The following is a 23,474-nucleotide window of genomic DNA, read 5'->3' as shown; positions in this document are numbered from 1 at the left end:
CTTTTTAACAACCATAACGGAATAAAAACCATGTCGGCAGTAGAGCTTATTACATCGCAATTGGGCGTAAACATGGCGGATATTAAAGAAATAGGCTATTTGGTTGTTGCCGCCTATGTATCCCTGTTTGCCATTGCCATTATCAAAAGCATTTTTGATTTAAAGAAAAAACGCGAATCGCAGGAAGCCAAAGAGCGTAAAGAAGAAATAAATCTCAAACTGGCCGAAATACGCTTAAGACTGGCTGAAATCAAATTGGCCAAAGAAGAAGCCATATGGGCGGCCGCACAAAAAGAAGAAGAACCCGAATCAGACGAAGAAGTACAACAGCTTGCTGCTGAAGAGTTCGACTTGGAAGAAGAAATTAACGCCATCTTGGCTGAAATGGATGCCCAAGAATGCGGCATGGGGTTTTAAGCATGGGTTATCAAGTCGGAAATACTTGTTACGCAACTAAGGCCGAAGCCGAAAACGCCTATTTCAGCCTTGTTCCCCCTAGCGTTCAGACGGGCGAATTTCACCAACTCCAATGGACGCCCTTAGGCTGGCAGTTCAAAGGCCAAACCGTACAAGCGTATTTGCCCGAATGCAACGTCATAGACAGCTTCAAAGACGGCCAATTAATCGGCTGGTCGGTGTTTTCCATATTGGCGGCGGTGTGGGCGGTTAAATTGATGAAGGACAGGCTGCGCTTATGATGGATTTTTACTTTTACTTGGGTGCGGCGATCCCGTTGATGGTGGCGTGGCTGCTGTTCAAGTAATGCAAAGGTATGTTAAATTTCTGCTTTCTTAAAACTGTAACTATGGTTAGAGAGTGGGGTTTAAATGTTTATTGAACCTAAAGAATCTGATTTCTTTTTAATAACTGAAAAAGAATTAATAGAATTTTCTGCAAAATTTCCTAATAAACCGTTAGCTTTTTCTTTTTATTATTATGTATTTAAAGAAAAATCTATTACTTTTGATATTAGGAAAATTCAAAATTTCTGGAATAAATGTGATTTTGAAACTGGTGCATTGGAAATTAGATTTTCAGATGGTTCTATTTTTTTATCGATAAATGGAACTTTTTATATTTCTCATGAGAAATCTAATTATTTTGCTACTTTTAATAATTCCTAATTTTTCGTTTTCAGCGGTTGAAGAAATTATTGTTCAGGAGCCAGGGGGCAGATTAAGAGTTCCTGTAAGTGATTACAACGCTAATGGTATTAAAACTTGGGGATACCTTGATAATAAAGGCGATAAATTTTTTCAAGAATATTCAGCCGCGCATGATAAATCTTTAAGAGTTCGCCATGCTTCTTCGGGCATGGTTTCTTCTAAAACCGTTCCTGCTCGTTTTGTCGCCAGCGTCCCCCGCCAAACCGTCCTAAAAAACCTTCTGACCAAAGCCGTCGCCGGTGGCCGCGTTGTCGCCGGCGTTGGCAGTGGTCCCGTCGGCTGGGCATTGACTGCGGTGGCCACTTATGAACTTGTTGCCCCCCTTTTAAAAGGTCATGACTACGTTTGGGATAACGAAGTCGGCAATTTCGTAATCACGGCAGACTACATTATCGAAGTTAAGTCTAATGTTAACGGCGAAAACGGGAAACCCGTAGCCGTTTACCGTATCGGCCTTTCGCGCCGCTCTTTTGAATACGGCTATCAAAGTTATAAATCTACATTGGATGCCTTATGCGCCAAAGTTGCCAAAGCCGGTGATGATTATTTGATAAAAAAAGGTCATGAATCGCATAAAACATTAAAAGACTTGGGTTCTGACCAAAACGGCGGCTGCAATGCGATAACACATTGGGGGGAAAGCTCAAGAGGCGGTTGGCAGGTTATTCCCAACAAAAAACAGCCCATTACCCAATCAGAATTTGATGATATTGTCGGCCCTTCTGCCGATAAAAATCCTACCCTTTACGTCAACGCAACCGCCAAAGACGACAGCACCGTACCCGGTGTAACCGTCAGCCCGAACGTAACCGTACCTGATGGCACCGTAGTAACCATAGGTCCGTACACCGATTCAGACGGTCAACCAAAGCAAGTAACAGTAACATTTACTACAAAAAACGGAGAAACAACCGTAAGCGTCAATACAACGCCCCGTCCCGATTTAAGCCCGAACAGCCCGTCCGCCCCGTCGGCGTCGCCGAACACGGGCGGTCAATCCAGCCCGTCAGGCTCGCCCGATTCCAGCGGCCAAACCGCCCCGCAAACCAGCGGCCAAACAGGCAGTCAGACAGGAAGCCAAACGGGCGCGCAAACAGACGGCCAAACGAACAGCCAGAGCAACCCAAAAACAGATGCCGAACCCGATAAAAAGGAAGAAGAAAAGCCGAAAGACGGCGGTTTGCTGTGCAACATTTTCCCTAACATTCTCGCCTGTGCCGAAATGGGGGAAGTGAAAGAAGATGACCCCTTTCAGATTCCGCATATAACAGACGAAACCGCATTTAAGCCCGATTTCTTCCTGCCCGATAACGGCCAATGCCCCGCGCCCCAATCGGTGTCCGTAATGGGCAGGCAATACAGTTTTTCCTACGATTGGCTGTGCCGCTTTGCCGAAATGATAAGGTTTCTAATCATCGGCATAGCGGGCGTATCCGCCGCGTATATCATGTTTTCAGGTCTTAAAAAGGATTAAAAATGGCTGCCGGTTTCCTGATTCCCGCTCTGCAAAAACTGCTGACTTTTTTAGCGGCAAAATTGATTATCGCTTTAGGGCTTACCTTCGTAACCTTCGGCGGCTATATGGTCGGCCTGAATTGGCTGAAAGAGTACATAGTTAATAATTTCAACAATATGCCGTCTGCCGTATTCCAGCTTATCATGCTCGCAGGCTTCGGCTATGCGCTCGGCATCATCTTCGGCGCATATGTATTCAATATCACAATGGCCAGCATTACCAAACTTTCATTTATGCCGAATGGGGGTGGTAAATGATTATTCTGCAAACAGGCGTTCCCGGTTCGGGCAAAACGGCATCAGTCGTCAATATGCTGATGTCCGATGAATCCTATACCCACTTTACCGATAAAGACGGCCAAAAGAAAAAACGCCCGCTGTTTGTTAACGGCATTCCCGAATTGCAAATAGAACATGAAGAACTTTCAGACCAGCAAATCAAAGAACAGGGATTGCAAGACTTCCTGCCCTATGGTTCGCTCGTCATCATAGACGAAGCACAAAGATTAATGGGTATGCGTTCCGCCGCCGTCAAAGTACCGGAACATATAGAAAAACTCGCCCTGCACCGCCATCACGGCTTGGATATTGTGCTGATTACCCAGCACCCCAGCTTTCTTGATTCTTTCGTCCGCAGACTCGTCCAGCGTCATATGCACATCAGCATCAAGCCCGTTGGCAGAAAACTGTATGAATGGAATGAATGCATCGACCAGCCGGATAACGCGTCCAATATCGCCAAAGCGATTGAAAGAAGCTTTGTACTGCCCAAAAAAGCCTTCGGTCAATACAAATCGGCTGAAGTACATACCAAGCCCAAGCGGCGCATACCCAAAAGCCTGATATTCATGATTATCTTTCTGCCGCTGTTAATCGCCTTTACCGCCTATACCTTTTTGAATATGAAAAAACGCTACTCAAGCGAAGAAACGGCATCGGCCGTTTCAGACGGCCATGCGGGCGGCTATGCAGCCCCGCCTTCTGCCGTGCAGGGCAAAAGCCTGACACCCGATTTATATGTACCCGTGCTGGCAGAAAAGCCTGAATCCAAACCCCTGTACGACAATGTCCGTCAAGTAAAAACCTTTGAGCGCATCGCCGCCTGTATTTCAGGGGGGAATAGCGGCTGTACCTGCTATTCAGACCAAGCAACGCCGCTGAAAGAAATAACCGCCGCAATGTGCAGAGACTACGTCAAAAACGGCCTGCCGTTTAACCCCTACAAAGAACCCGAAAACGCCCAAAACAACGCCTATGAGCCTACACCAAGCCCCCCCCCGCCGTAGGCGGCCAAACGCTCGTTATGGGCGGCAAATCCCCGCCCAATCTCATGTATGACGGCTATGTCGAAGCAGGGGAACAGTTCCGCCCCTAAAACGGATAAAGGCCGTCTGAAACGGTTTCAGACGGCCTATGTGGCGGGTTATTGACTAAACAGCATGATTAACGCTAATATTATTCTCACGTCAATCTTGACTGTTAAAAGCAGCTTCCCGAATCGCAAGGTTATCTGCATTTTAAATCTCCTGTAAGTTTAAAACTCGGCAGGAATGCAAAATCCCCTAGTTCGCGCTTGGGGATTTTTGCTATCCCCGCCTGCTTTGGTTTAAATTGTCAATTGTTCAAAACTAAATCATATCGTTTCCTTTCTGTTTCAGTTATTTAAGTTGTTTGGCCGCTGGCTCGACCATAAAAATCATTAACATTTTCCCGTCTGCACTCTGCCCGCATCGGGATTGTTGAGCTTGAGGGAAGGGGGTTGGTCTAGTGAAGCTGTTTTTTTTATCGGTCTTGCGTCGCTGTCGGTCGGGGGTTGCGATTGTCCAAAAACTGCCCTGTAAATCCTGCAAGGGGGAAGGTTTGTAAAGACGAAGTCTTTATGAATACCCCCTTGCAGGATTTACAGGGTAGTTTTTAAATCGCATAAAACCCCGTCCGATTGCGATGCAAGATGTCAAAAATGCAGCGGAACGGTTTTACACCAGTAACGCTTGCCATCTCCGGTTTCCAAATGGCAAAGGCCGCCTGAAAACACACATTTCAGACGGCCTTTAGCATATTATTTCTTCCCGGGAAGATGGCCAAAGCCCAAAAACGGCAAAACAAATTAAACCGGAAAGCATAAAATGCCAAGTTTCAATTAATCCCAAATATCCGCTAAAATCCCGCTGCAGCGCGGATTAGCTAACCGCGCCGCAAAGCCCTCGACTTCGCAAGTACGGCCAAAGCAAAACAGCTTGTCACAAAGATTGAAGCGGGGGTTTTTCCAATCCTTAAGTTTGAACACTATCTAAGGCGCAAAGCCTGCATTAATAAGGTAAAACCCATGTACTTAGGAATAGACGTAAGTAAAGAAAAGCTGGATTGCTGTCTGATTTCAGACGGCATTTTTTATGAGCGGGAATTTGCAAACACCCCAATCGGCTATGGAGAATTAAAAAAATGGCTCGATAGCAATAAAGCAGACAAAACCCTGCATTGCTGTTGCGAAGCCACAGGCATTTACTATGAAGACGTGGCCGAATACCTAAGCGGCCATTACAAAATAAGCGTTGAAAACCCGCGCAAAATAAAAGGCTTCGGCATAGCCGTATTGCAACGCTCCAAAACCGACAAACAAGATGCCAAACTGATAGCGCAATATTGCAAAGTACTAACGCCTGAACCGTGGCAGAAACCGTCTCCAGAGCACAAGCAGCTTCAAGAAATAACCCGCTATATTGCCCGCATCAAAAAACAAAGGGCAGCCGAATTAACCAAACAGCAAACCGCCCCTGACTACATCAAACCGCACATAGCAGACACCATAGCCCACTTCAACCAACTGCTTAACCGCCTGAAACAAGACTTACAGGCCTTTTACAAACAAAACCCGTCCTACAACCAAAACAAAAAACGCCTGAAAACCATATCAGGCATAGGAGAGACATCGGCATCAATACTGCTTGCCGCCCTGACAAACCGTTTCGACAACCCCGCCCAATTTACCGCCTATCTAGGCTTAGACCCTCGTATGTACCAATCCGGCACAAGCGTAAAAGGCAGACAGCACATCTCAAAAGTCGGCAAATCAGACCTAAGGGCAGCCCTGTATATGCCCGCTCTCGTTGCTTACCGCATGAATGCCTTTCCCGACTTTATAGGCCGTCTGAAACAGAAAAAGAAGCCGTTTAAAGTCATCATTGTTGCAATAATGCGAAAACTGGCCGTGATTGCTTTCCACATACTGAAGAACCAAACGGAATACGATAAAAGTCGATATAAAACAGCGGGATAAAATATCAACACTTCAATTAAAAACCCCATAACAATACGGGGTTTGGGGTAGCTGTTGCCTTTTATTTAATATAATGACATTGACAGTTCAATACACTATCTTTGTGTTGATAGCTCGGAAACTCAGAGCTTTTTAAATTCCCAGACGGTGCCGTTGAGATGGAAGCTCAGATAATACTGCTTGCCCACGGCCTCAAGCGTGGCGGTGTGCCAGAAGCGTTTTTGTTGTTTCTCCAGCAAGACGAACGAAACGTAATAAGGTTCGGTAATTACCGCATTGACCGAGCGCGCTTTTTCAGCCCATTTGGCGGCAATGTCCGCTGCATCTGCAAACCGCACCATAGCAAGCGGGCTTAGATTGGCGGGAACGTTGACTTCGGGCGTGATGCGCATGGTGTCTGTGTAGCGCCATTTTCCGTGTTCGTAGAGATAATGGTCGATTTTTCCGGGGCGGTTGGGGTCTTGTATGTCTAACTCAATGCGCGGGCGGACTCCGCTGAAAAAATCGATGTTTTCAAAAAACATCAGGTCTTTGCCGCGAAATTGAGGCAGGTTTTTCAACGCGGTTTCAGCAGCCTGCAATGCTTCGGCGTTCTCCAAAAAATTACCTTGAACGATCTCGGCTTCCGCTTGAGCGGATTGGACGGGAATGGGTGTATGAGCGTCGCTTTGATTGCAGCCGTTTAAGGTAAAAGCACTCAAACACGCACATAGAATCAGCAATTTAGACGGAAAACGCATGGCGGTAATACTCGAAAAAAGGTAGCCCAAAATAACATTGCAGATAGGAAAATACAAGCCGCAGGCCGGTCGCCCTTGCGTGGCAACGGATGACGGCGGGCGGAGGTTTCGGTATATTGCGCCTTACGTTTCATTTTGTGGTGTACGACGTATGGACTCATCCCGACCTTTGGTCAAAGTAGTAGCCGGTGTGGTGCTTGACCGGCAAGGACGTTATTTGTTGAGTTCCCGCCCCGAAGGCAAGCCCTATGCGGGTTATTGGGAGTTTGCCGGAGGCAAGCTGGAGGCGGGCGAAACCGAATTCCATGCCTTGCAGCGCGAGCTGGAGGAAGAATTGGGTATCCGTGTTCATCGTGCGCGTCCGTGGCTGACCAAGATTCACGATTACGAACACGCGCGGGTGCATTTACGTTTTTTTCGCGTAGAGGCAGACGAATGGTCGGGCGAACCCGAATCGCGCGAAGGGCAGGCGTGGTCGTGGCAGCGTGCGGGAGATTTCGACGTATCGCCCATGCTGCCCGCCAACGGCCCTTTACTCGCCGCATTGGCCGTACCTACTGAGTTAAGAGGCCGTCTGAAAACAGGTTTTTACGGCGAAAACAGCATGGGCGAATACCGCGTTGTGCCGTTTGAATTGGCCGAACCGCAGCACAAACATGTGCTGATTGATGAAGAAGCCTTACGTCGCCGAGGCAAAATGCCGCAGGCCGACAGCGTTTGGGTGGTGATTTCGCAGCCGCAGCAATGGCCGCTGGTTCAGGATGCCGATGTGGTGGTGTGGCGCGTGCAAAACGATGATTCTGCTGCCGCATTGTCGGCGGTGCTGGCCGACGGAGTGGGCATGCCGCTGGTGGTGCTGGCGGATGAAGAGCGTGTGAAGCAATGCGGCCGACAATGGCTGGCAAGTGGCGCACATGCCGTATTGATTGATGAAGAAACCGAATGTGCTTGAGGCCGTCTGAAAATGTCTAGTTTAACCCGTCGTCAAAAAATAACCATTGCCGTTTTGCTGCTCGGATTTGCAGCAGTGAAAGTGGCGGCTTTGCTGTGGTGGCAGAGCAAACAGCCGGATATTACGGCCATCCCGCAAGCCGCTTGTAATGTGCATGCAGGCTGTACGCTGCCGAACGGCGCTGTTGTCAAATTCAGCGACCGTGTACATGCCAAGCAGCCGTTCGATATCCGCGTGAACAACGTGCCGCCGCAGGTTCAGGAAGTATTTGTGAGCTTTTCCATGAGCGGCATGGACATGGGGTTTAACCGCTATAAACTGGTTCGCCAAGCCGACGGCGCATGGGCTGCCGACCAAATCCGCCTGCCCGTGTGCGTGCAAAACCGCCATGATTATTTGGCGGATATCCACATCAACGGCGATGTTTTTCAGACGGCCTTTACGGCGGAGTGAGGGTTGTTAGAATTGAATGATTTCAACGGCTTATTGGGCATGTTGAGATAATACGGCTAATCATATAGTGAGGCCGTCTGAAAACAAATACATTTGTTTTCAGACGGCCTTTTTCTATTTTAGAAGTGCTTAGGCATCGGCATCGTCAACCATTCCCGTAGCGGTTTTCTCAGGCGAGAACCGCACCGATTGGGGGTAGGGGAAGAAGTCGTCGTAAAGCCCCTCTTGCAGTCTTTCTTTCTTTTCCTGCCAGAATTCGGCAGTGAGCAAATCTTTGTGGTGCTGCAAAAACACCTGCCGCACATCGGGTTCGCCGAGCAGGAACGGGCCGAATTCTTCGGGGAACACGTCGCCTTTGTTTACCGGATACCACACTTCACCCGACATTTCGTATTCGGGGTTGGGTGCGGGTGGGATTTTACGGAAATTGCAGTCGGTCATGTACTCGATTTCGTCGTAGTCGTAAAAAATCACGCGGCCGAAACGGGTCATGCCGAAGTTTTTATACAGCATGTCGCCGGGGAAGATGTTGGCGGAGGCCAGCTCTTTGAGCGCGTAGCCGTAGTCGATCACGGCGGCAGCTTTGTCGGCGGGCTTGGCTTTCTGCATAAACAGGTTGAGCGGTTTTAAGCGGTATTCCACATAAACGTGCTTGATGATCACCCAATCGTCGTTTTCTTCAAACTGGCTCGGTGCGAGTGTGCGCATTTCTTCCAAAAATTCTTCGTCGCAGCGCGATTTGGGCAGGGCGACGTTGGCGAATTCGAGCGTATCCGCCATGCGGCCGACGCGGTCGTGTTTTTTCACGAGCAGGTATTTTTGGCGTACGTATTCTTGGTCGAAATCTTTGTTCGGGCCGAAGGTGTCTTTAATCACTTTAAACACATAGGGAAACGAGGGCAGGGTAAACACGCTCATCACCAGCCCTTTGATGCCGGGCGCGAGAATGAATTTGTCGTGCGAGTATTCGAGGTGTTGGGCAAACTCGCGCCACCAGATGTTTTTGCCCTGTTTGTGCAGGCCGACCATGGTGTAAAGGTCGCCTTGAGAGCGCATCGGCAGTATGTCGCGCAAGAAGTGGATGTAGCCGCTGGGCACGGGCATGTCCACCAAGAAATAGGCGCGGGCAAATGAAAACAGCACGGCAATCTGTTGGGCTTCAAACAAGGCGGCATCTACTTTCAGACGGCCTGATTCGTCGTGCAGTACGGCTAAGGCAAAGGGATGGCGCACGCCGCCGTTGATAATCTGGCCGAAAATATAGGCGGCTTTGTTGCGGTAAAACGGCGAATGCAGCACGCGCACATGCAGGTTCATTTCTTGCGGCGGCCATTCGGCTTGGAAGTGTTTGCGCGCCGCCCGCAGAATGTTGCTGATGTCTTTGCCGAGATGGGCAAACGGTACGTTCCAGCCGAAGTGGCGGAGGATATCGCGCATGCAGCCGCGCAGCCCTTCTTTGCTGGGATAAAACGAGCAGAAAGTGGGCGGGTCGGAGTCGATGTATTCGGTGCTGGTGGATGGTTTGACGAAGATAAACTGGTTGTTGTAATACTCTTTGTCAAGCAGTTTGGTGGATACGGAATTGAAAAAGGTTTCGGCCAGCTCGGGCTGCTTGTGGTTGACCAAAAGCGCGATGTATTCGGTTTTTGCTGCCGCCCACACTTCGTCGTTCAAAGCCGTGGCGGCATGTTCGCGGTGGAGTGAATCGACGGCTTCGCGCACGCGTTGGTCGTACATTTGGATACGTTCGGCCACCAAATCCTGAATGCCGCGCCAGTTGCGCTGTTCAAACAATTCTTTGGCGCGGGCGGTAACTTCGCGGTAGAGGCGGTAGTGTTTGTTGAAGCCGGCCAGCATGGTTTCGGCTACCGCGCGCCCAAGTTGTTGGGTAAGTTGTCGGGACATTATTTTTCCTTTGCGTTGGCGGCCGGCGTTGTTTCAGACGGCCTTTTTTGTTTATATGTTATCCGATGTAACCTTAGGGGGTTTTGTGCGGTTTGGCAAGTGAGGGATTGTGAAAAGCGGTGGGCTTAAAGAGGTTTCGCAGAGTATGCCGGGAAGTAGGGTTTCAAAATAGTCGAGGCCGTCTGAAAATCATTCAGACGGCCTTCAATGTTTCGGTTTGAATGGAAAACAAGTGCATCAATCTCCGTTTTCGTGGTCTTTCAAAATCTTGCGGTACACAGGTTCGGGCAGATAGCGGCGAACCATGTCGCGCCAGCCTTCGGGGCCGACCAAGCCTTTGACCATGGTGGACGACACTTCGGCAAATTCGCGCGGCGGCATCAGAATCACGGTGGTGATGTCGGGTTGCAGGTCGCTGTTGATGTAGCGCATCGAGCGTTCGTATTCGTAATCGGATGCGGTGCGGATGCCGCGGATCACAAAGCGTGCGCCGATGCTGTCGGCGTAATCGACTAAAAAGCGGTTGCCGAACACGGTTACCTTCACATTCGGAAATTCGCTTGTGATCGCTTCCAACATTTCGCGCCGTTCTTCAACGGTGTAGGTGCTGCGTTTTTCGGGGTTGACGCCGATGGCGATCACCAGCTCGTCAAACATGGCCTGCGCGCGGCTGATCATCCATAAATGGCCGTTGGTGGGCGGGTCGAAACTGCCGGCATACACCGCGCGGCGGATTGGGCGTGTAGTCATTTTGGAGAAGTATGCAAAGGGTTGGAACGTTTACGGCTGGCAGGATAAAGCCTGATACCGTGAATGTCAAAGCCAAAGGCCGTCTGAAAAGTTTTCAGACGGCCTTTGGTTTTGAATCGGCTCCGATTAATCTTCGCCACCTAAAGACAGCAGAATGTTGAGCAGGCTGCTGAAAATGTTGTAGATGGAAATGAAGATGGTTAATGCCGCGCTGATGTGGCTGGTTTCGCCGCCGTCAATCACGGTACGAACCTGCCACATAATCATCAGCGAGCTGAAAATCACAAAGCCGGCGGAAATGGTTAAACCCAGCGCAGGAATTTGCAGGAACATATTGGCAACAACCGCTACCATCAATACCACGGCGCCCACTATCAAGAAGCGGCCGAGTGAATTCATATCGGCTTTGGTGCGGCGCGCCATGGCAGCCATGGTAAAGAATACGGCAGCAGTCATCGCGGCGGCGAGGCCGACGATTTTTGCGCCGTTGCTGAAGCTGAGGCTGTATTGCAAGAGCGGGCTGATCAGTACGCCCATGCCGAAAGTAAACACCATCAGCAGGGTTACGCCCACATTGCTGTAACGGTTTTTCTCAATTAGGAAGCACATGCCGTAGAAAAAGGCCAACATCACGCCGAAAGCAATCCAGCGGTTGCCGAACATGGTGTATAGGTTGAAACCGATTTGGCTGCTCAAAAATGCGCCCGCAGCACAGGGAATGAAAGAAAGACCGAGCAGGCCGTAGGTTTTGCGCAGCACGGTATTTTTTTGTACCGCGCCGGCGGTTTGGGTGTAATCGTAAACGTCGTTTTGCATGGCGTTTGCTCCCTAATTGGTGAAATGGGTGTAAAAAATGAATGAAAAAGGATTTTAGCAGCAAATCAAAGATTTTGGCGCAAAATTATTGCCATCGGTTTGAAATGCCGCTGATCGGCCTTATACATGCAGCCACAACAGCAGCACCCACAGCAAAACCGTGATGCTCCATTGCGGCAGCAGTTTGTCGAGCTGCGCGCAAGATTGGGCTTTTTTTAGAAAATACAAGTGGATGAGTGATGCCGCCAGCAGAAAAGCATTCAGACGGCCTGCCAACGCCGCGTTGAAATAGTGCGGCAGCCAATACCACCACATCAACCCTGCCGCAGCCAGCAAAGCAGTATGATACAGCTTGGCGCGGTGCAGCCCCAAGCGCACGGCGACGGTGGTTTTGCCTGCGGCCGCATCGCTGTCGATGTCGCGCATATTGTTGATGTTCAACACCATGCTGCACCACAATCCGAGCGCGGTGGCGGGCAGCCACGACCATGCGTTCAGACGGCCTGTTTGCAGATATTCGCAACCGAGCACGCCGAGCCAGCCGAAGAAAACCAGCACGGCCAAATCGCCCAAACCGACATAGCCGTAAGGTTTTTTACCGGCGGTATAAGCGAATGCCGCCGCCACCGCCGCTGCACCGAGCAGCAGCCACAACAGCCAGTTGTGCAGTCCGCTCATGCCGATGGAGGGCAGGGCGGCTGCTAAAAGGGCGATGCCGAGCGCACAGCAGATAACGGCGGCGGCAAACAGCCCGCGTTTCATGACGGTGCGGCTGATGTGCCCGGCACTGACCGTGCGCTCCGGCCCGCAGCGGGCGGCGGAATCGGCACCGTTGCAGGCATCGCCGTAATCGTTGGCCAAATTGCTGAATATTTGCAGGGAGACGGCGGTCATGACGCACAATACCAAAACCGGCGGATTGCTTTGCTGATTTAGGGCTGCCGACACGCCGCCGCATAATGCAGACGCAGCGGCCAGCGGCAAAGTGCGCGGGCGGGCGGCGGCGAGCCAGTGTTTGAAAGCCATGTGATGGTAGTAATGTGCTTGGGAATGTTAAAGGTAGGTATTATATGACGAGGCCGTCTGAATGATAACCGGATAGGGATGCGGCTCGGCGAAATGAGGCGTTGTGGCAGATGGTTGTGAAGATTAATTTTCAGACGGCCTTGATTTGATTCACCTAAAGAATATGGTGCAAGCGATTAAAGAGGCTGGCGGGAACGATTCTGCAAAATCGATTTCGTGTGTTGTCTGTATGGTTTGGGGGCTTGCGGCTAATCTGGCAAATTGATTTTTTTAGGTCGTTTTGGAGCTATGATTGAGCAGTATTGGTTTGTTTTTTTAGTTTAAACAGGCAACAAAAAAGGACGCTGAAACAGCGTCCTTTTTGCTTCCGATCAGGCCGTCTGAAAACGGCTCGTGAGCAGATTTAGTCTTTTTTGTCTTTTACTTCTTCAAACTCGGCATCCACTACATCGTCGTTGCCTTTGGCACCGCTGTCGGCTTGTTGGCCGGCTGCCGCACCGTTGGCTTCGGCTTGTGCTTGGGCATAAACCATTTCGCCCAGTTTTTGGCTGGCTGCACCCAAGGCTTCGGCTTTAGCGTCGATGTCGGCTTTGTCGTCGCCTTTAACAGCTTCTTCGGCGGCTTTCAAAGCATCTTCGATTTTCGCTTTTTCGTCTGCATCCAGTTTGTCGCCGTATTCGCCCAATGATTTTTTCACTGAGTGAATCAGAGCTTCGGCTTGGTTGCGTGAAGCCACGAGTTCGGTCAGTTTTTTGTCCTCTTCGGCATTGGCTTCTGCGTCTTTTACCATGCGCTCGATTTCTTCCTCGCTCAAACCAGAAGAGCCTTGGATGGTAATTTTCGCTTCTTTGCCGGTGCCTTTGTCTTTGGCAGACACATGCAGGATACCGTTGGCGTCGATATCGAAGGTTACTTCGATTTGCGGCATACCGCGCGGTGCGGGTGCGATGTCGCCCAAGTTGAAGTTCCCCAGCGATTTGTTGGCAGAAGCGCGTTCGCGTTCGCCTTGCAGCACGTGGATGGTTACTGCGCTTTGGTTGTCTTCGGCAGTCGAGAACACTTGCGACGCTTTGGTCGGGATGGTGGTGTTTTTGTTGATGAGTTTGGTCATCACACCGCCCATGGTTTCGATACCAAGCGACAATGGGGTTACGTCGAGCAGCAATACGTCGCTGCGACCGCCGCCCAATACTTCGCCTTGGATCGCTGCGCCCAAAGCCACGGCTTCGTCGGGGTTTACGTCTTTACGCGGCTCTTTTCCGAAGAAAGCTTTAACGGCTTCTTGTACTTTCGGCATACGGCTTTGGCCGCCCACCAAGATCACGTCGTCGATGTCGCCCACGCTCAAGCCGGCATCTTTTACGGCTACGCGGCAAGGCTCGATAGAGCGTTCGATCAGGTCCTCAACCAAGCTCTCGAATTTGGCACGGGTAATTTTCATTGCCAAGTGTTTAGGGCCGGTGGCATCCATAGTGATGTACGGAAGGTTAACTTCGGTTTGTTGGCCGCTGGACAATTCGATTTTGGCTTTTTCGGCGGCTTCTTTCAGGCGTTGCAGCGCCATTACGTCTTGTTTCAGATCAATGCCTTGTTCTTTTTTGAACTCGGCGATGATGTGGTCGATCAGGCGTTGGTCGAAGTCTTCGCCGCCCAAGAAGGTGTCGCCGTTGGTAGCCAACACCTCGAATTGTTTTTCACCGTCCACATCGGCGATTTCGATGATGGAAATATCGAATGTACCGCCGCCCAAGTCGTAAACGGCAATTTTGCGGTCGCCGGTGGTGTTTTTATCCATACCGAAGGCCAAGGCTGCGGCAGTCGGTTCGTTGATGATGCGTTTAACGTCCAAACCTGCGATACGGCCTGCATCTTTGGTGGCTTGGCGTTGGCTGTCGTTAAAGTAGGCCGGTACGGTAATCACGGCTTCGGTTACCGGCTCGCCCAAGTAGGCTTCGGCAGCTTGTTTCATTTTGCGCAATACTTCGGCGGAAACTTGGGGCGGAGACAATTCTTTGCCTTGTGCTTTTACCCATGCGTCGCCGTTGGCGGCTTTGACGATTTCGAAAGGCATCAGGTCAATGTCTTTTTGTACTTCTTTGTCTTCGAATTTATGGCCGATTAAGCGTTTGGCGGCATAAATGGTGTTTTTCGGGTTGGTAACGGCTTGGCGTTTGGCCGGTGCGCCGACGAGGATTTCGCCGCCGTCGAGGTAAGCGATGATAGACGGGGTAGTGCGTGCGCCTTCGGCGTTTTCGATCACTTTGGTTTGGCCGTTTTCAGAAATAGCCAAACATGAGTTGGTTGTACCTAAGTCGATACCGATTACTTTTGCCATATGTTTTGCTCCTTACGAGATAATTTTTAAATATGAAATTTGATGATGCTTAAAACTGTAAATGGGGAATTATTCCCGCTGTCGGATTCGTAAATAAGGCGGTTTTTTTGCTTTTCAAGTCTTGCGGTTTAATTTTTTCAGATAAATATTTATTTTTTAATTCAAGTGCTTGATTTACTTATCCACAAGGATGTTTCAGACGGCCTGTGATGGAAGAGGCCGTCTGAAAAGAGTATTGCGCGATATCAGCTTTCGCTGTCTTTGCTTTTGGCCACGGTAACCATAGCGGGGCGCAATACGCGGTCGGCAAGTTGGTAGCCTTTTTTCATCACGCTTACGATGGTGTTCGGCTCTTGCTCGCTCTCCACCAATTGCATGGCTTGGTGATGGTGCGGGTCGAGTTTGTCGCCGGGTTGCGGGTTGATTTCTGTGATTTGGGTGTGCTCAAAGGCTTTGTTCAGCTCGTTTAAAGTCATTTGAACGCCCATTTTGAGTGCTTCAAAGTTGCCGCTTTGATCCAGCAATGCCATTTCCAAGTAATCTTTAACCGGCAGCATTTCAGAGGCAAATTTCTGGCCTGCAAATTTATGCGTGGCTTGAATTTCTTCCTGATGGCGGCGGCGCAGGTTTTGCTCATTAGCCAGGCCGCGCAGTTGTTCGTCTTTGAGTGTGTTTTCAAGTTCGGCAATTTTGGCTTCCAAGTCTTCATAAGAAGGCTTTTCCTGAACTTCTTCTGTTTGCTCGGTTTCAATAGTTTCAACCGATTCTACTGCTTCTTCTGTTTCTGCAACGGGGTTGTGTTCGCTCATGTCGATTATCCTGTATAGATAAGATGTGAATGATGCTTTATATAAGGCCGTCTGAAAGCTTATTCAAGCCGTGAGAAGCAAAACGGTTGGAAAAATTTTTTGTGAAGAAACTGCTGTTGATAAACCGGGATTTTTCTGTTTTTTGAGATGTCGGGTTGTGATTTGAATAGTTTATGTTGTGAATCTTGATTGCAGGGGAGGAAACAAAAAAAGGCAAAACCAACAGGTTTTGCCTTTTCATTTTCAGGAAAGAGATTAATGAACGTCTTTCCAGTATTCTTTTTTGAGGAAGTAAGCCAACGGCAACATCACAGCCAGCAAGAAAATCATCACGATGTAGCCGGTACGTTTACGTTGCAACTGGGCAGGTTCTCCCATGTAAACCAAGTAGTTTACCAAGTCGCGGGCATATTCATCGTATTCTTTGGTGATGACTTTGCCGTTAGCCAAGCGGCGGGTTTGCAGGCCGGTAGATTCCCAATACAGTTTAGGTACCATGTTGCCATGTTCGTCTTTAACCATAACGGGTTGGCCTTTTGCATCCAGCTCAACGGCTTGAACGCCCTGATGTTGCCACAGAGGATGCGGCATACCTACTTTATCAAACACAGTGTTGTTCCAACCGGTTGGGCGGGTAGGGTCTTTATAGAAGCCGCGCATGTAGGCATACAGGTAATCGGCACCACGTGAACGGGCAATCAGGGTCAAATCGGGCGGTTCAGCGCCAAACCATTTTGCGCCGTCTTTAGGATTCATGGCCGACTGCATCACGTCGCCGACTTTGTCGGTAGTGAACATCAAGTTTTTCTTGATTTCTTCTTCGCTCAAGCCGATATCTTGCAAACGGTTGAAGCGCATGCCGGTAGCAGAGTGGCACGATAAGCAGTAGTTGGTAAAGATTTGGGCACCGCGTTGCAGGCTGACTTGGTCGCGCAAATCAATATCTACTTTTTCATAGTGGCCGCCACCGCCTGCTGCTGCGGCCATACTGATCGGTGCTGCCAGCAATAAGGCAGCGAACCAGTTTTTCAGTGTTTTGTTCATTTTCACTGCCCTCATTAAATGTTGGTTGCAAACAAGTATGCACCTACCACGGTAATCGCCACGTAAACAAAGAACATCAGTTTTTGTTTGCCGGTACCCATGGTGACACGCTCCGGAACAGGGCGGTCTTTGTCCATTTTGGTGTAGAACGGCATACCCAAGAAGAATGCAAAGTAAATGAAAGACAGAATACGAGCCACGATGGTGCGGGTGTCGGTGGCTACCAACGCACCCAAAATACCCAAGCCGATGAAGGAAATGATGAACAATACCAACATGGTTTTGAAAATCGGGCCGCGGTAGCGGATGGATTTCACCGGAGAGCGGTCAAGCCACGGCAGCAGGGCAATCAATACAACTGCCGCGCCCATGCCGAGTACGCCCCAAACCTGAGTGCCGAAGAACGAAGGAATCGCGCGCAAAATAGCGTAGAACGGTGTGAAATACCATACCGGCGCAATGTGTGCAGGCGTTTTCAGCGGGTTGGCCGGGTCGAAGTTCGGTGCTTCCAAGAAGTAGCCGCCACCTTCGGGTGCGAAGAACATGATGGCAGAGAATACGATCAGGAATACCACTACGCCCAAGATGTCTTTAACGGTATAGTAGGGGTGGAACGGAATACCGTCTAGAGGAATGCCGTTTTCGTCTTTCAGTTTCTTGATTTCTACGCCGTCGGGGTTGTTGGAGCCTACTTCATGCAAAGCAATCAGGTGGGCAACAACCAAGCCTACCAATACCAGAGGTACGGCGATAACGTGCAGAGCGAAGAAACGGTTCAAGGTAACGTCGGATACGTTGAAGTCGCCTCGAATCCAAGTGGATAAATCGGGGCCGATTACGGGAATGGCGGCAAACAGGTTAATAATTACCTGTGCGCCCCAAAACGACATTTGACCCCACGGCAACAGGTAGCCCATGAATGCTTCGGCCATCAAAGCCAAGAAAATCAATGAGCCGAATACCCATACCAATTCGCGCGGTTTCTTGAAAGAACCGTAAATCAGGCCGCGGAACATGTGCAGATAGACCACCACGAAGAACATAGATGCACCGGTAGAGTGCATGTAGCGGATGATCCAGCCGCCCGATACGTCGCGCATGATGTATTCCACGGCAGTAAAGGCTGCGGGAAGGTGGTATGAATTCAGGTTGCCGTCGGGCTTGTAGTTCATGGTCAGGAAGATACCGCTGACGATTTGAATGACCAGCACGAGCATGGCCAGCGAACCGAAGAAATACCAGAAGTTGAAGTTTTTGGGCGCGTAATACTCGGTTACGTGCTCTTTCATCATTTTAGACAAAGGGAAACGTGCGTCTACCCAGCCTAACAATGATTTATTGTCATTATTGGTTTGGTTTGCCATGATAAGTCCCTTTATTTGTCGTCGCCTACCAGAATGGTGGTGTCGCTCAGGTATTTGTAGGGCGGAATAATCAGGTTGGTCGGGGCGGGAACGCCTTTAAACACACGGCCTGCCAAGTCGAATTTGGAACCGTGGCACGGGCAGAAGAAGCCGCCTTTCCAGTCTGAACCCAAGTCGGCAGGTGCCACGTCGGGACGGAAGGTTGGCGAGCAGCCCAAGTGTGTACAGATACCGATGGCTACAAAAATATTGGGCTTGATGGAGCGCATTTCGTTTTTGCAGTATTCGGGCTGCTGTTCTACTTCGGATTTGGGGTCGGCCACCGCGTTGTTGAGTGATGCGAGGTCTTTTTGCTGCTGCTCCGTGCGGTTCAGCACCCAAATGGGTTTGCCTTGCCATTCGGCGGTAACCAGCTGACCGGCCTCGATTTTGCTGACGTCCACTTCAACGGGCGCACCGGCTGCCTTGGCTTTTTCGGAAGGGAAAAAGCTGGCAAGAAACGGGGTGGCAACGCCTAAAGCGGCCACTCCGCCTGCACCGGCGGTCGCCAGCGTCAGAAAGCGGCGGCGGCTTTGATTGATTTCTTGATTTTCCATTATTCAGTCATCCTAATTAAGGGGAATACCGAGCCATTAAACTCTTTAATTCTACCTGATTTTATAGGGATACTTAAAGCGTTATTTAAAATAAGGTAAAAATTTTGGAGTGTTTTTTGATTTTATGCGGGGTTTTGTTCGTCAAAAAATACGGTTTCGATACCGAATTGCGCTTGTATGGCTTCGCCGAGGGCTTGGATGCCGTAACGCTCGGTGGCGTGGTGTCCGGCGCTGATGAAGGCGGTGCCGGTTTCGTTGGCGAGATGGAACTGTGCTTCTGAAATTTCGCCGGTGATGTAAACGTCGGCGCCTTCGTCTATGGCCGTCTGAAAAAATCCTTGTGCGCCGCCTGTGCACCAGACGATGTTTTCTATCACGCGGGTTTCTTCGCCGACGGCAACGGGCACCCGGCCGAGCTTTTGATGGAGTTCGGCATTGAGTTCGCCGAGTGTTTTGGGTGTTTTCAGACGGCCTGCGTTGAGCAGGTTTTGTTCGCCGAATTGTTTGTCGAGCGTCCAGCCCATGCGGGAGGCGAGTTGGGCGTTGTTGCCGAGTACGGGGTGGGCGTCGAGCGGCAGATGGTAGCCTGCCATGTTGATTTCGTGTTTGAGCAGGGTGGCGATGCGGTCTTTTTTCCAGCCGGTAATGGTGAGGGGTTCGCTTTTCCAAAACATGCCGTGATGTACCAGCAGCATGTCTGCTTGCCGGCTGACGGCGTAGTCGCAGGCGGCGCGGCTGGCGGTAACGGCGGTGATGATTTTGCGGATGTCGCTGCGTCCTTCTACTTGCAGGCCGTTGGGGGCGTAGTCTTTGAAGAGGGCGGTTTGCAGGGTTTCATCGCACCAGTTTAGGATGGCGCGGCGGGTGTTTGCCATGGCGGTGTTCCTTATATGTATTGATATGTATTGCGTCGGTATTTGAAGCGGTGTTGTTTGTTGATGGGTATTCGATAGGTTTTAACGGAAAAGGGCTGCGTTGGTTTGGTCAGGTTTTAGGTGTGTATTTTACCGTAATTTGGGTGGATGTCGTTTTGGGTGCTGCGGCGCGGATGCAATATACAAACTTATCTTGCTCGGCTACAATCGAGGCCGTCTGAAACATTATTTTAATAAAGGAAGCCGACATGACCCGTATGGTTCACTGCATCAAGTTGGGCAAGGAAGCCCCCGGTATGAAATTTGCTCCGCTGCCCAATGCGTTGGGTAAGCGTATTTTTGAAAATGTGTCGCAAGAGGCGTGGGACGCGTGGACGCGCCATCAAACGATGTTGATTAATGAAAACCGCCTGAGCTTGGCCGATCCGCGTGCGCGTGAGTATTTGGCGCAGCAGATGGAAAATTACTTTTTCGGCGACGGTGCCGACCAAGTGCAAGGTTATGTGCCGCAAGAATAATAGGGTGGGCACAAATGTATGAGGCCGTCTGAAACCTTATCCGGTTCGGACGGCTTTTGTTTTGCTTTTTCAGACGGCCTCAATTGCTGTTGGCGGTTATAGATTTGATACAAAACAATAAACGGGTTGAAAACAGCGCAACTTAAGCCGCTTTGGCCGGTCTGTATGGTATAAAAGAATCCGGTTATATCTTGATAAAGATAAAGCGGACGCGCACTGCCAAAACCGATTATTTCCACAATTCTTGAGGAGGTCAGCGATGTATCAACGTATTATGGTTCCGGTAGATGACAGTACGGCTTCTCTGCACGCCTTGAAAGAGGCCGGCAAGTTGGCGAAGCAGCTCGGTGCGGCGGTATTGGCCGTGCATGTGGTGGATTTGTCTCAGTTTAACTGGGGCGCGCCGGGATATGCCGATGCGGCTGCGGTGCGTAAAGCGGTGGAAGATGCGGGTGTGAAAGTGCTCGAACGCGCCAAGCAGGAGTTGGACAACTTGGGCGTGGAGCACGAAGCTCTGATTATGGAAAACGCGGGTGACAAGATTCCCGATCTTTTGGTGGAGCAGGCTGCGGTTGAGCGTTGCGATTTGATTGCGATGGGTACGCACGGTTTTTCAGGTTTGATGCACTTGCTGATGGGGTCGGTTGCCGAAGGTGTGGTGCGTAAATCGGATATTCCGGTGCTGCTGGTGCGTCATAAAGACGAAGACTGATTGGTCAGCGGATACGGGTTTTAAACGACCTTTATCCGCAATTGAAAAATGAAAACGGGCGGATGATTGATCCGCCCGTTGTTTTTGTATGCCAGCTTGTGGTTTAGCCTTTTTTCAGACGGCCTCAAAACGGCTGTACGGTTATTGGCTGCTGTTATTTGGCAGGGCTTTCCGCCTCTTCTTCTTTGTTCATATTTTTCAAAAGCTTTTCCACTTTTTCAGGGTCTTCGTTGCGCATCAGGCGGGCGGTTTCGTTTTCCAGATCCATTGTATTGCTGTGCAGTACGATGTCTTTTACCGACAGCAAGTTGTTGGTGTTCATGGAAAAACGGCGCAAGCCCATGCCGAGCAGCAGGCGGGTAAAGGTGGTGTCGCCGGCCATTTCGCCGCACACCGACACGGTTTTGCCCATGCGGTTGGCGGTGCGGATAACGTGCTGGATGAGTTTGAGCACGGCGGGGTGGCCGGGTTGGTAGAGATAGCTGACGGCATCGTCGCCGCGGTCAACCGATAAAGTGTATTGGATCAGGTCGTTGGTGCCGATGGAGATGAAATCGACGTGTTTGAGCAGGCTGCTTACGGTGAGCGCGGCGGAGGGGATTTCTATCATGCAGCCGACGGATACTTCGCCGAAGGGTTCGTCGCGTTCGTTCAGTTGTTTTTGCGCGGTTTCGAGGTGGATCAGGCACTGTTTCAGTTCGGAAACCGATGCAATCATCGGCCACATCATTTTCACGGGGCCGTGTACGGCGGCGCGGAGGATGGCCCGCATTTGGGTGCGGAACATCACGGGTTCGGCCAGACAGAGGCGGATGCCGGTGAGGCCGAGTGCGGGATTGGTGCTGCCGTTGGGCGTGCTGTTTTGCCCGAACCAGCGCGGGTTTTTGTCGACGCCTAGGTCAACGGTGCGTATGGTTAGGCTTTTGCCTTTGAGTTTTTTTACGAAATGGCTGTACACCTCGTATTGCTCTTTTTCAGACGGCATGGTGTCGCGGTTGAGGTAGAGAAATTCGCTACGGAACAGGCCGACGCCGTCTGCGCCCATATTGTGTACGGATTTGATGTCGTCGGCCGATTCGATATTGGCGAGCAGTTCGATGTTGATACCGTCTTCGGTGGTGGCGGCGGTTTTTTTGATTTTGTTGAGTTCGCGGGTGCGTGCGCGGTATTCGCGTGCGCGTGCGCGGTATTCGGCCAATACGGTTTCATCGGGGTTGATGATGAGTACGCCGTTGATGCCGTCCACCACCACCCATTCGTTTTCGCTGATAAGTTTGCGGGCGTTGTGCAGGCCGATAACGGAAGGGATGTTGAGGCTGCGGCCGAGGATGGCGGTATGGCTGGTGGAGCCGCCGGCATCGGTAACGAAGGCGGTAACGCGCTGTTCTTTGAAGAAGACGGTGTCGGCGGGGGAAATGTCGTGCGCCACCAATACGGTGTCTTCCAAAAGGTCGGTGGTGTCGAGCGTTAATTCGTTGCCTTGTCCGGCCAGATTGTTGTGCAGGCGCTCCACCACTTGCAGCATGTCTTGCTTGCGGGCGCGCAGGTAGGCGTCGTCGATTTCGTCGAACTGGGCGGCCAGTTTGTCGGTTTGCAGTTTCAATGCCCATTCGGCGTTGATGTGCTGCTCTTCGATAATATCTACCGGTTCGCGCGAAAGGGTAACGTCGGTGAGCAGCATCAGGTGCAGCGAGATGAATGCGCCCAATTCGGTGGGGGCGTTTTCGGGAATGGCGCTGCGCAGCTGCTCAAGCTCTTTGCGGGTGGCTTTAACGGCGGCATCGAAGCGGGCGGTTTCCGCTGCAACTTCCGTTTCATCCAAGTCATACTGCGGCACTTCGTCCATGCCGCGGGTAATCAGGTGGGCGCGGCCGATGGCAATGCCTTTGCCTGCGCTGACGCCGTGCAATACGATGGACATATTATTCGCCTTCGCCGAAATAATCGTTGATCAAACCGACCAATGCCTGCATGGCCGCTGCTTCGTCGGGGCCGTCGGTTTCCAGTTCGATCACTGTGCCTTTGGCGGCGGCCAGCATCATCAGGCCCATAATGCTTTTGCCGTTGACGCGGCGGTCGTTGCGGCTGACCCACACTTCGCTTTGAAACTGCCCGGCGGTTTGGGTGAACTTGCTGGAAGCGCGGGCGTGCAGGCCGAGTTTGTTGATGATTTCAATCGATTGTTTCAGCATCGGAACCGTCCTTGTTATACGGGGTGGTTGTCGGTGGTGGTAATGTCGAGAATGCCGTTGATGGCGGCTTCTTTAACGCATTGGGTGAAAGCGGCCAAGTCGGTGGCTGTCGGCGAATAGTTGGCGGCTTTGATCATCATGGGGGCGTTTAGGCCGGTGAGCATGGCGGTTTGCCCGCTTCTGACCAGTTTGCGTGCGGCGTTGCAGGGGGTGGCGCCGAAAATATCGGTCATGATCAGCACGCCGTCGGCACAGTGCAAATCTTCAACCATGCGGTTGGCGCGGTTGATGATGCTTTCGTGGTCTTCATCGGTGTGTACGCCGAGAATGCGGATGTTTTCGGGCGTTTGGTCGAAAAAGAAATGGCGGGCAAGGCTTTGGTAGGCTTCACCTATGGCTTCGTGGGTAATGATCAGCAAACCTATCATG

General features: G+C 50.8%; 26 protein-coding genes. 11 read left to right on the top strand and 15 right to left on the bottom strand.

Annotated features, from left to right (window positions below; all coding sequences use genetic code 11):
* Positions 1-30 precede the first annotated feature (30 nt).
* The 7 genes from LVJ85_RS12235 to LVJ85_RS12205 all read left to right on the top strand — a co-directional run bounded on the left by LVJ85_RS12235 (position 31) and on the right by LVJ85_RS12205 (position 5,958).
* Entirely contained in the window at positions 31-417 is a 387-nt protein-coding gene (locus tag LVJ85_RS12235) for a hypothetical protein (protein WP_244740062.1), read from the top strand.
* Entirely contained in the window at positions 399-698 is a 300-nt protein-coding gene (locus LVJ85_RS12230; protein WP_244740061.1) for a hypothetical protein, read from the top strand. The genes LVJ85_RS12235 and LVJ85_RS12230 overlap by 19 nt, the downstream gene beginning before the upstream one ends.
* 129 nt (positions 699-827) lie before the next feature.
* Complete coding sequence (locus LVJ85_RS12225) at positions 828-1,124, top strand: hypothetical protein (protein ID WP_244740060.1); 297 nt, start codon at positions 828-830, stop codon at positions 1,122-1,124.
* Positions 1,125-1,314: 190 nt separating this feature from the next.
* Positions 1,315-2,640: an IgG-binding virulence factor TspB family protein gene (locus LVJ85_RS12220; RefSeq protein WP_244740059.1), complete on the top strand. Its 1,326-nt coding sequence runs from the start codon at positions 1,315-1,317 to the stop codon at positions 2,638-2,640.
* A 2-nt stretch (positions 2,641-2,642) separates the two neighbouring features.
* Positions 2,643-2,939 carry a DUF2523 domain-containing protein gene (locus LVJ85_RS12215; protein ID WP_244740057.1) on the top strand — a complete coding sequence of 99 codons (297 nt, stop codon included), beginning with the start codon at positions 2,643-2,645 and terminating at the stop codon, positions 2,937-2,939.
* Complete coding sequence (locus LVJ85_RS12210) at positions 2,936-3,967, top strand: zonular occludens toxin family protein (protein ID WP_244740056.1); 1,032 nt, start codon at positions 2,936-2,938, stop codon at positions 3,965-3,967. The genes LVJ85_RS12215 and LVJ85_RS12210 overlap by 4 nt, the downstream gene beginning before the upstream one ends.
* A 1,040-nt stretch (positions 3,968-5,007) precedes the next feature.
* Positions 5,008-5,958 carry a transposase gene (locus tag LVJ85_RS12205; RefSeq protein WP_244740055.1) on the top strand — a complete coding sequence of 317 codons (951 nt, stop codon included), beginning with the start codon at positions 5,008-5,010 and terminating at the stop codon, positions 5,956-5,958.
* 122 nt (positions 5,959-6,080) lie between these two features.
* On the opposite strand, the gene LVJ85_RS12200 is transcribed toward LVJ85_RS12205, so the two are convergent.
* Positions 6,081-6,728 (bottom strand): hypothetical protein, encoded by a 648-nt coding sequence (locus LVJ85_RS12200; protein WP_244740054.1) that lies wholly within the window; start codon positions 6,726-6,728, stop codon positions 6,081-6,083.
* Between the two features lie 121 nt (positions 6,729-6,849).
* Between LVJ85_RS12200 and LVJ85_RS12195 the strand changes: the two genes are divergently transcribed.
* Both LVJ85_RS12195 and LVJ85_RS12190 read left to right on the top strand, forming a co-directional pair.
* Positions 6,850-7,650: an NUDIX domain-containing protein gene (locus tag LVJ85_RS12195; RefSeq protein ID WP_244740053.1), complete on the top strand. Its 801-nt coding sequence runs from the start codon at positions 6,850-6,852 to the stop codon at positions 7,648-7,650.
* A gap of 12 nt (positions 7,651-7,662) precedes the next feature.
* On the top strand, positions 7,663-8,103 hold the full coding sequence (locus LVJ85_RS12190; protein ID WP_244740052.1) for a hypothetical protein: 441 nt from the start codon (positions 7,663-7,665) through the stop codon (positions 8,101-8,103).
* 129 nt (positions 8,104-8,232) lie between these two features.
* On the opposite strand, the gene aceK is transcribed toward LVJ85_RS12190, so the two are convergent.
* The 11 genes from aceK to LVJ85_RS12135 form a co-directional block, all read right to left on the bottom strand.
* Positions 8,233-10,008 (bottom strand): bifunctional isocitrate dehydrogenase kinase/phosphatase, encoded by a 1,776-nt coding sequence (aceK, locus tag LVJ85_RS12185; RefSeq protein WP_244740050.1) that lies wholly within the window; start codon positions 10,006-10,008, stop codon positions 8,233-8,235.
* A 237-nt stretch (positions 10,009-10,245) separates the two neighbouring features.
* Positions 10,246-10,758 (bottom strand): pantetheine-phosphate adenylyltransferase, encoded by a 513-nt coding sequence (gene coaD, locus LVJ85_RS12180; RefSeq protein ID WP_244740049.1) that lies wholly within the window; start codon positions 10,756-10,758, stop codon positions 10,246-10,248.
* A 126-nt stretch (positions 10,759-10,884) separates the two neighbouring features.
* The gene (locus tag LVJ85_RS12175) at positions 10,885-11,574 is read right to left on the bottom strand and encodes a Bax inhibitor-1 family protein (RefSeq protein ID WP_244740047.1); all 690 of its coding nucleotides are present in this window, start codon (positions 11,572-11,574) and stop codon (positions 10,885-10,887) included.
* 120 nt (positions 11,575-11,694) lie between these two features.
* The gene (menA, locus tag LVJ85_RS12170; RefSeq protein WP_244740046.1) at positions 11,695-12,600 is read right to left on the bottom strand and encodes a 1,4-dihydroxy-2-naphthoate octaprenyltransferase; all 906 of its coding nucleotides are present in this window, start codon (positions 12,598-12,600) and stop codon (positions 11,695-11,697) included.
* A 403-nt stretch (positions 12,601-13,003) separates the two neighbouring features.
* Positions 13,004-14,935, bottom strand: coding sequence for a molecular chaperone DnaK (dnaK, locus tag LVJ85_RS12165; RefSeq protein WP_244740045.1), 1,932 nt, complete (start codon positions 14,933-14,935; stop codon positions 13,004-13,006).
* A gap of 245 nt (positions 14,936-15,180) precedes the next feature.
* Complete coding sequence (grpE, locus tag LVJ85_RS12160; RefSeq protein WP_244740043.1) at positions 15,181-15,744, bottom strand: nucleotide exchange factor GrpE; 564 nt, start codon at positions 15,742-15,744, stop codon at positions 15,181-15,183.
* Between the two features lie 255 nt (positions 15,745-15,999).
* Complete coding sequence (locus tag LVJ85_RS12155) at positions 16,000-16,788, bottom strand: cytochrome c1 (RefSeq protein ID WP_169709792.1); 789 nt, start codon at positions 16,786-16,788, stop codon at positions 16,000-16,002.
* A gap of 14 nt (positions 16,789-16,802) precedes the next feature.
* Positions 16,803-18,152 (bottom strand): cytochrome bc complex cytochrome b subunit, encoded by a 1,350-nt coding sequence (locus tag LVJ85_RS12150; protein ID WP_244740042.1) that lies wholly within the window; start codon positions 18,150-18,152, stop codon positions 16,803-16,805.
* 11 nt (positions 18,153-18,163) lie between these two features.
* Positions 18,164-18,748, bottom strand: coding sequence for a ubiquinol-cytochrome c reductase iron-sulfur subunit (petA, locus tag LVJ85_RS12145; protein ID WP_085363319.1), 585 nt, complete (start codon positions 18,746-18,748; stop codon positions 18,164-18,166).
* 122 nt (positions 18,749-18,870) lie between these two features.
* Complete coding sequence (locus LVJ85_RS12140) at positions 18,871-19,623, bottom strand: Nif3-like dinuclear metal center hexameric protein (protein ID WP_244740041.1); 753 nt, start codon at positions 19,621-19,623, stop codon at positions 18,871-18,873.
* A gap of 109 nt (positions 19,624-19,732) precedes the next feature.
* Positions 19,733-19,873 carry a hypothetical protein gene (locus LVJ85_RS12135; protein ID WP_244740040.1) on the bottom strand — a complete coding sequence of 47 codons (141 nt, stop codon included), beginning with the start codon at positions 19,871-19,873 and terminating at the stop codon, positions 19,733-19,735.
* On the opposite strand from LVJ85_RS12135, the gene LVJ85_RS12130 reads away from it, so the two are divergent.
* Together LVJ85_RS12130 and LVJ85_RS12125 are read left to right on the top strand one after the other, a co-directional pair.
* A complete protein-coding gene (locus tag LVJ85_RS12130; protein ID WP_115134277.1) occupies positions 19,872-20,141 on the top strand; it encodes an oxidative damage protection protein in 270 nt (89 codons plus the stop codon). The genes LVJ85_RS12135 and LVJ85_RS12130 overlap by 2 nt on opposite strands.
* Before the next feature lie 259 nt (positions 20,142-20,400).
* Positions 20,401-20,853, top strand: coding sequence for a universal stress protein (locus tag LVJ85_RS12125; RefSeq protein WP_115134278.1), 453 nt, complete (start codon positions 20,401-20,403; stop codon positions 20,851-20,853).
* Positions 20,854-21,007: 154 nt separating this feature from the next.
* Here LVJ85_RS12125 and ptsP read toward each other — a convergent pair whose 3' ends face one another.
* The 3 genes from ptsP to LVJ85_RS12110 are packed head-to-tail and all read right to left on the bottom strand — an operon-like array spanning position 21,008 to position 23,473.
* The gene (gene ptsP, locus LVJ85_RS12120; RefSeq protein WP_244740039.1) at positions 21,008-22,774 is read right to left on the bottom strand and encodes a phosphoenolpyruvate--protein phosphotransferase; all 1,767 of its coding nucleotides are present in this window, start codon (positions 22,772-22,774) and stop codon (positions 21,008-21,010) included.
* A 1-nt stretch (position 22,775) separates the two neighbouring features.
* Entirely contained in the window at positions 22,776-23,045 is a 270-nt protein-coding gene (locus LVJ85_RS12115; RefSeq protein WP_085357697.1) for an HPr family phosphocarrier protein, read from the bottom strand.
* 14 nt (positions 23,046-23,059) lie between these two features.
* Positions 23,060-23,473 (bottom strand): PTS sugar transporter subunit IIA, encoded by a 414-nt coding sequence (locus LVJ85_RS12110; protein ID WP_085363323.1) that lies wholly within the window; start codon positions 23,471-23,473, stop codon positions 23,060-23,062.
* Position 23,474 lies beyond the last annotated feature (1 nt).

Origin of the sequence: Neisseria sp. Dent CA1/247, from assembly GCF_022870825.1 — a bacterium.
Taxonomy (GTDB): domain Bacteria; phylum Pseudomonadota; class Gammaproteobacteria; order Burkholderiales; family Neisseriaceae; genus Neisseria; species Neisseria zoodegmatis.
Note: the sequence above shows the minus strand (reverse complement) of the source record. Positions and strands in the feature narration are given on the sequence as shown.

Excerpts from the sequence above, each read along its gene's own strand:
- ptsP (WP_244740039.1), bottom strand. The coding sequence starts at position 22,774 with ATGTCCATCGTATTGCACGGCGTCAGCGCAGGCAAAGGCATTGCCATC.
- LVJ85_RS12195 (WP_244740053.1), top strand. The coding sequence starts at position 6,850 with ATGGACTCATCCCGACCTTTGGTCAAAGTAGTAGCCGGTGTGGTGCTT.
- LVJ85_RS12125 (WP_115134278.1), top strand. The coding sequence starts at position 20,401 with ATGTATCAACGTATTATGGTTCCGGTAGATGACAGTACGGCTTCTCTG.
- LVJ85_RS12210 (WP_244740056.1), top strand. The coding sequence starts at position 2,936 with ATGATTATTCTGCAAACAGGCGTTCCCGGTTCGGGCAAAACGGCATCA.
- aceK (WP_244740050.1), bottom strand. The coding sequence starts at position 10,008 with ATGTCCCGACAACTTACCCAACAACTTGGGCGCGCGGTAGCCGAAACC.
- LVJ85_RS12140 (WP_244740041.1), bottom strand. The coding sequence starts at position 19,623 with ATGGCAAACACCCGCCGCGCCATCCTAAACTGGTGCGATGAAACCCTG.
- LVJ85_RS12110 (WP_085363323.1), bottom strand. The coding sequence starts at position 23,473 with ATGATAGGTTTGCTGATCATTACCCACGAAGCCATAGGTGAAGCCTAC.
- LVJ85_RS12235 (WP_244740062.1), top strand. The coding sequence starts at position 31 with ATGTCGGCAGTAGAGCTTATTACATCGCAATTGGGCGTAAACATGGCG.
- petA (WP_085363319.1), bottom strand. The coding sequence starts at position 18,748 with ATGGAAAATCAAGAAATCAATCAAAGCCGCCGCCGCTTTCTGACGCTG.
- LVJ85_RS12205 (WP_244740055.1), top strand. The coding sequence starts at position 5,008 with ATGTACTTAGGAATAGACGTAAGTAAAGAAAAGCTGGATTGCTGTCTG.
- grpE (WP_244740043.1), bottom strand. The coding sequence starts at position 15,744 with ATGAGCGAACACAACCCCGTTGCAGAAACAGAAGAAGCAGTAGAATCG.
- LVJ85_RS12215 (WP_244740057.1), top strand. The coding sequence starts at position 2,643 with ATGGCTGCCGGTTTCCTGATTCCCGCTCTGCAAAAACTGCTGACTTTT.
- LVJ85_RS12225 (WP_244740060.1), top strand. The coding sequence starts at position 828 with ATGTTTATTGAACCTAAAGAATCTGATTTCTTTTTAATAACTGAAAAA.
- LVJ85_RS12190 (WP_244740052.1), top strand. The coding sequence starts at position 7,663 with ATGTCTAGTTTAACCCGTCGTCAAAAAATAACCATTGCCGTTTTGCTG.
- coaD (WP_244740049.1), bottom strand. The coding sequence starts at position 10,758 with ATGACTACACGCCCAATCCGCCGCGCGGTGTATGCCGGCAGTTTCGAC.
- LVJ85_RS12135 (WP_244740040.1), bottom strand. The coding sequence starts at position 19,873 with ATGTCGGCTTCCTTTATTAAAATAATGTTTCAGACGGCCTCGATTGTA.
- LVJ85_RS12130 (WP_115134277.1), top strand. The coding sequence starts at position 19,872 with ATGACCCGTATGGTTCACTGCATCAAGTTGGGCAAGGAAGCCCCCGGT.
- LVJ85_RS12155 (WP_169709792.1), bottom strand. The coding sequence starts at position 16,788 with ATGAACAAAACACTGAAAAACTGGTTCGCTGCCTTATTGCTGGCAGCA.
- LVJ85_RS12115 (WP_085357697.1), bottom strand. The coding sequence starts at position 23,045 with ATGCTGAAACAATCGATTGAAATCATCAACAAACTCGGCCTGCACGCC.
- LVJ85_RS12150 (WP_244740042.1), bottom strand. The coding sequence starts at position 18,152 with ATGGCAAACCAAACCAATAATGACAATAAATCATTGTTAGGCTGGGTA.
- dnaK (WP_244740045.1), bottom strand. The coding sequence starts at position 14,935 with ATGGCAAAAGTAATCGGTATCGACTTAGGTACAACCAACTCATGTTTG.
- menA (WP_244740046.1), bottom strand. The coding sequence starts at position 12,600 with ATGGCTTTCAAACACTGGCTCGCCGCCGCCCGCCCGCGCACTTTGCCG.
- LVJ85_RS12175 (WP_244740047.1), bottom strand. The coding sequence starts at position 11,574 with ATGCAAAACGACGTTTACGATTACACCCAAACCGCCGGCGCGGTACAA.
- LVJ85_RS12220 (WP_244740059.1), top strand. The coding sequence starts at position 1,315 with ATGGTTTCTTCTAAAACCGTTCCTGCTCGTTTTGTCGCCAGCGTCCCC.
- LVJ85_RS12230 (WP_244740061.1), top strand. The coding sequence starts at position 399 with ATGCGGCATGGGGTTTTAAGCATGGGTTATCAAGTCGGAAATACTTGT.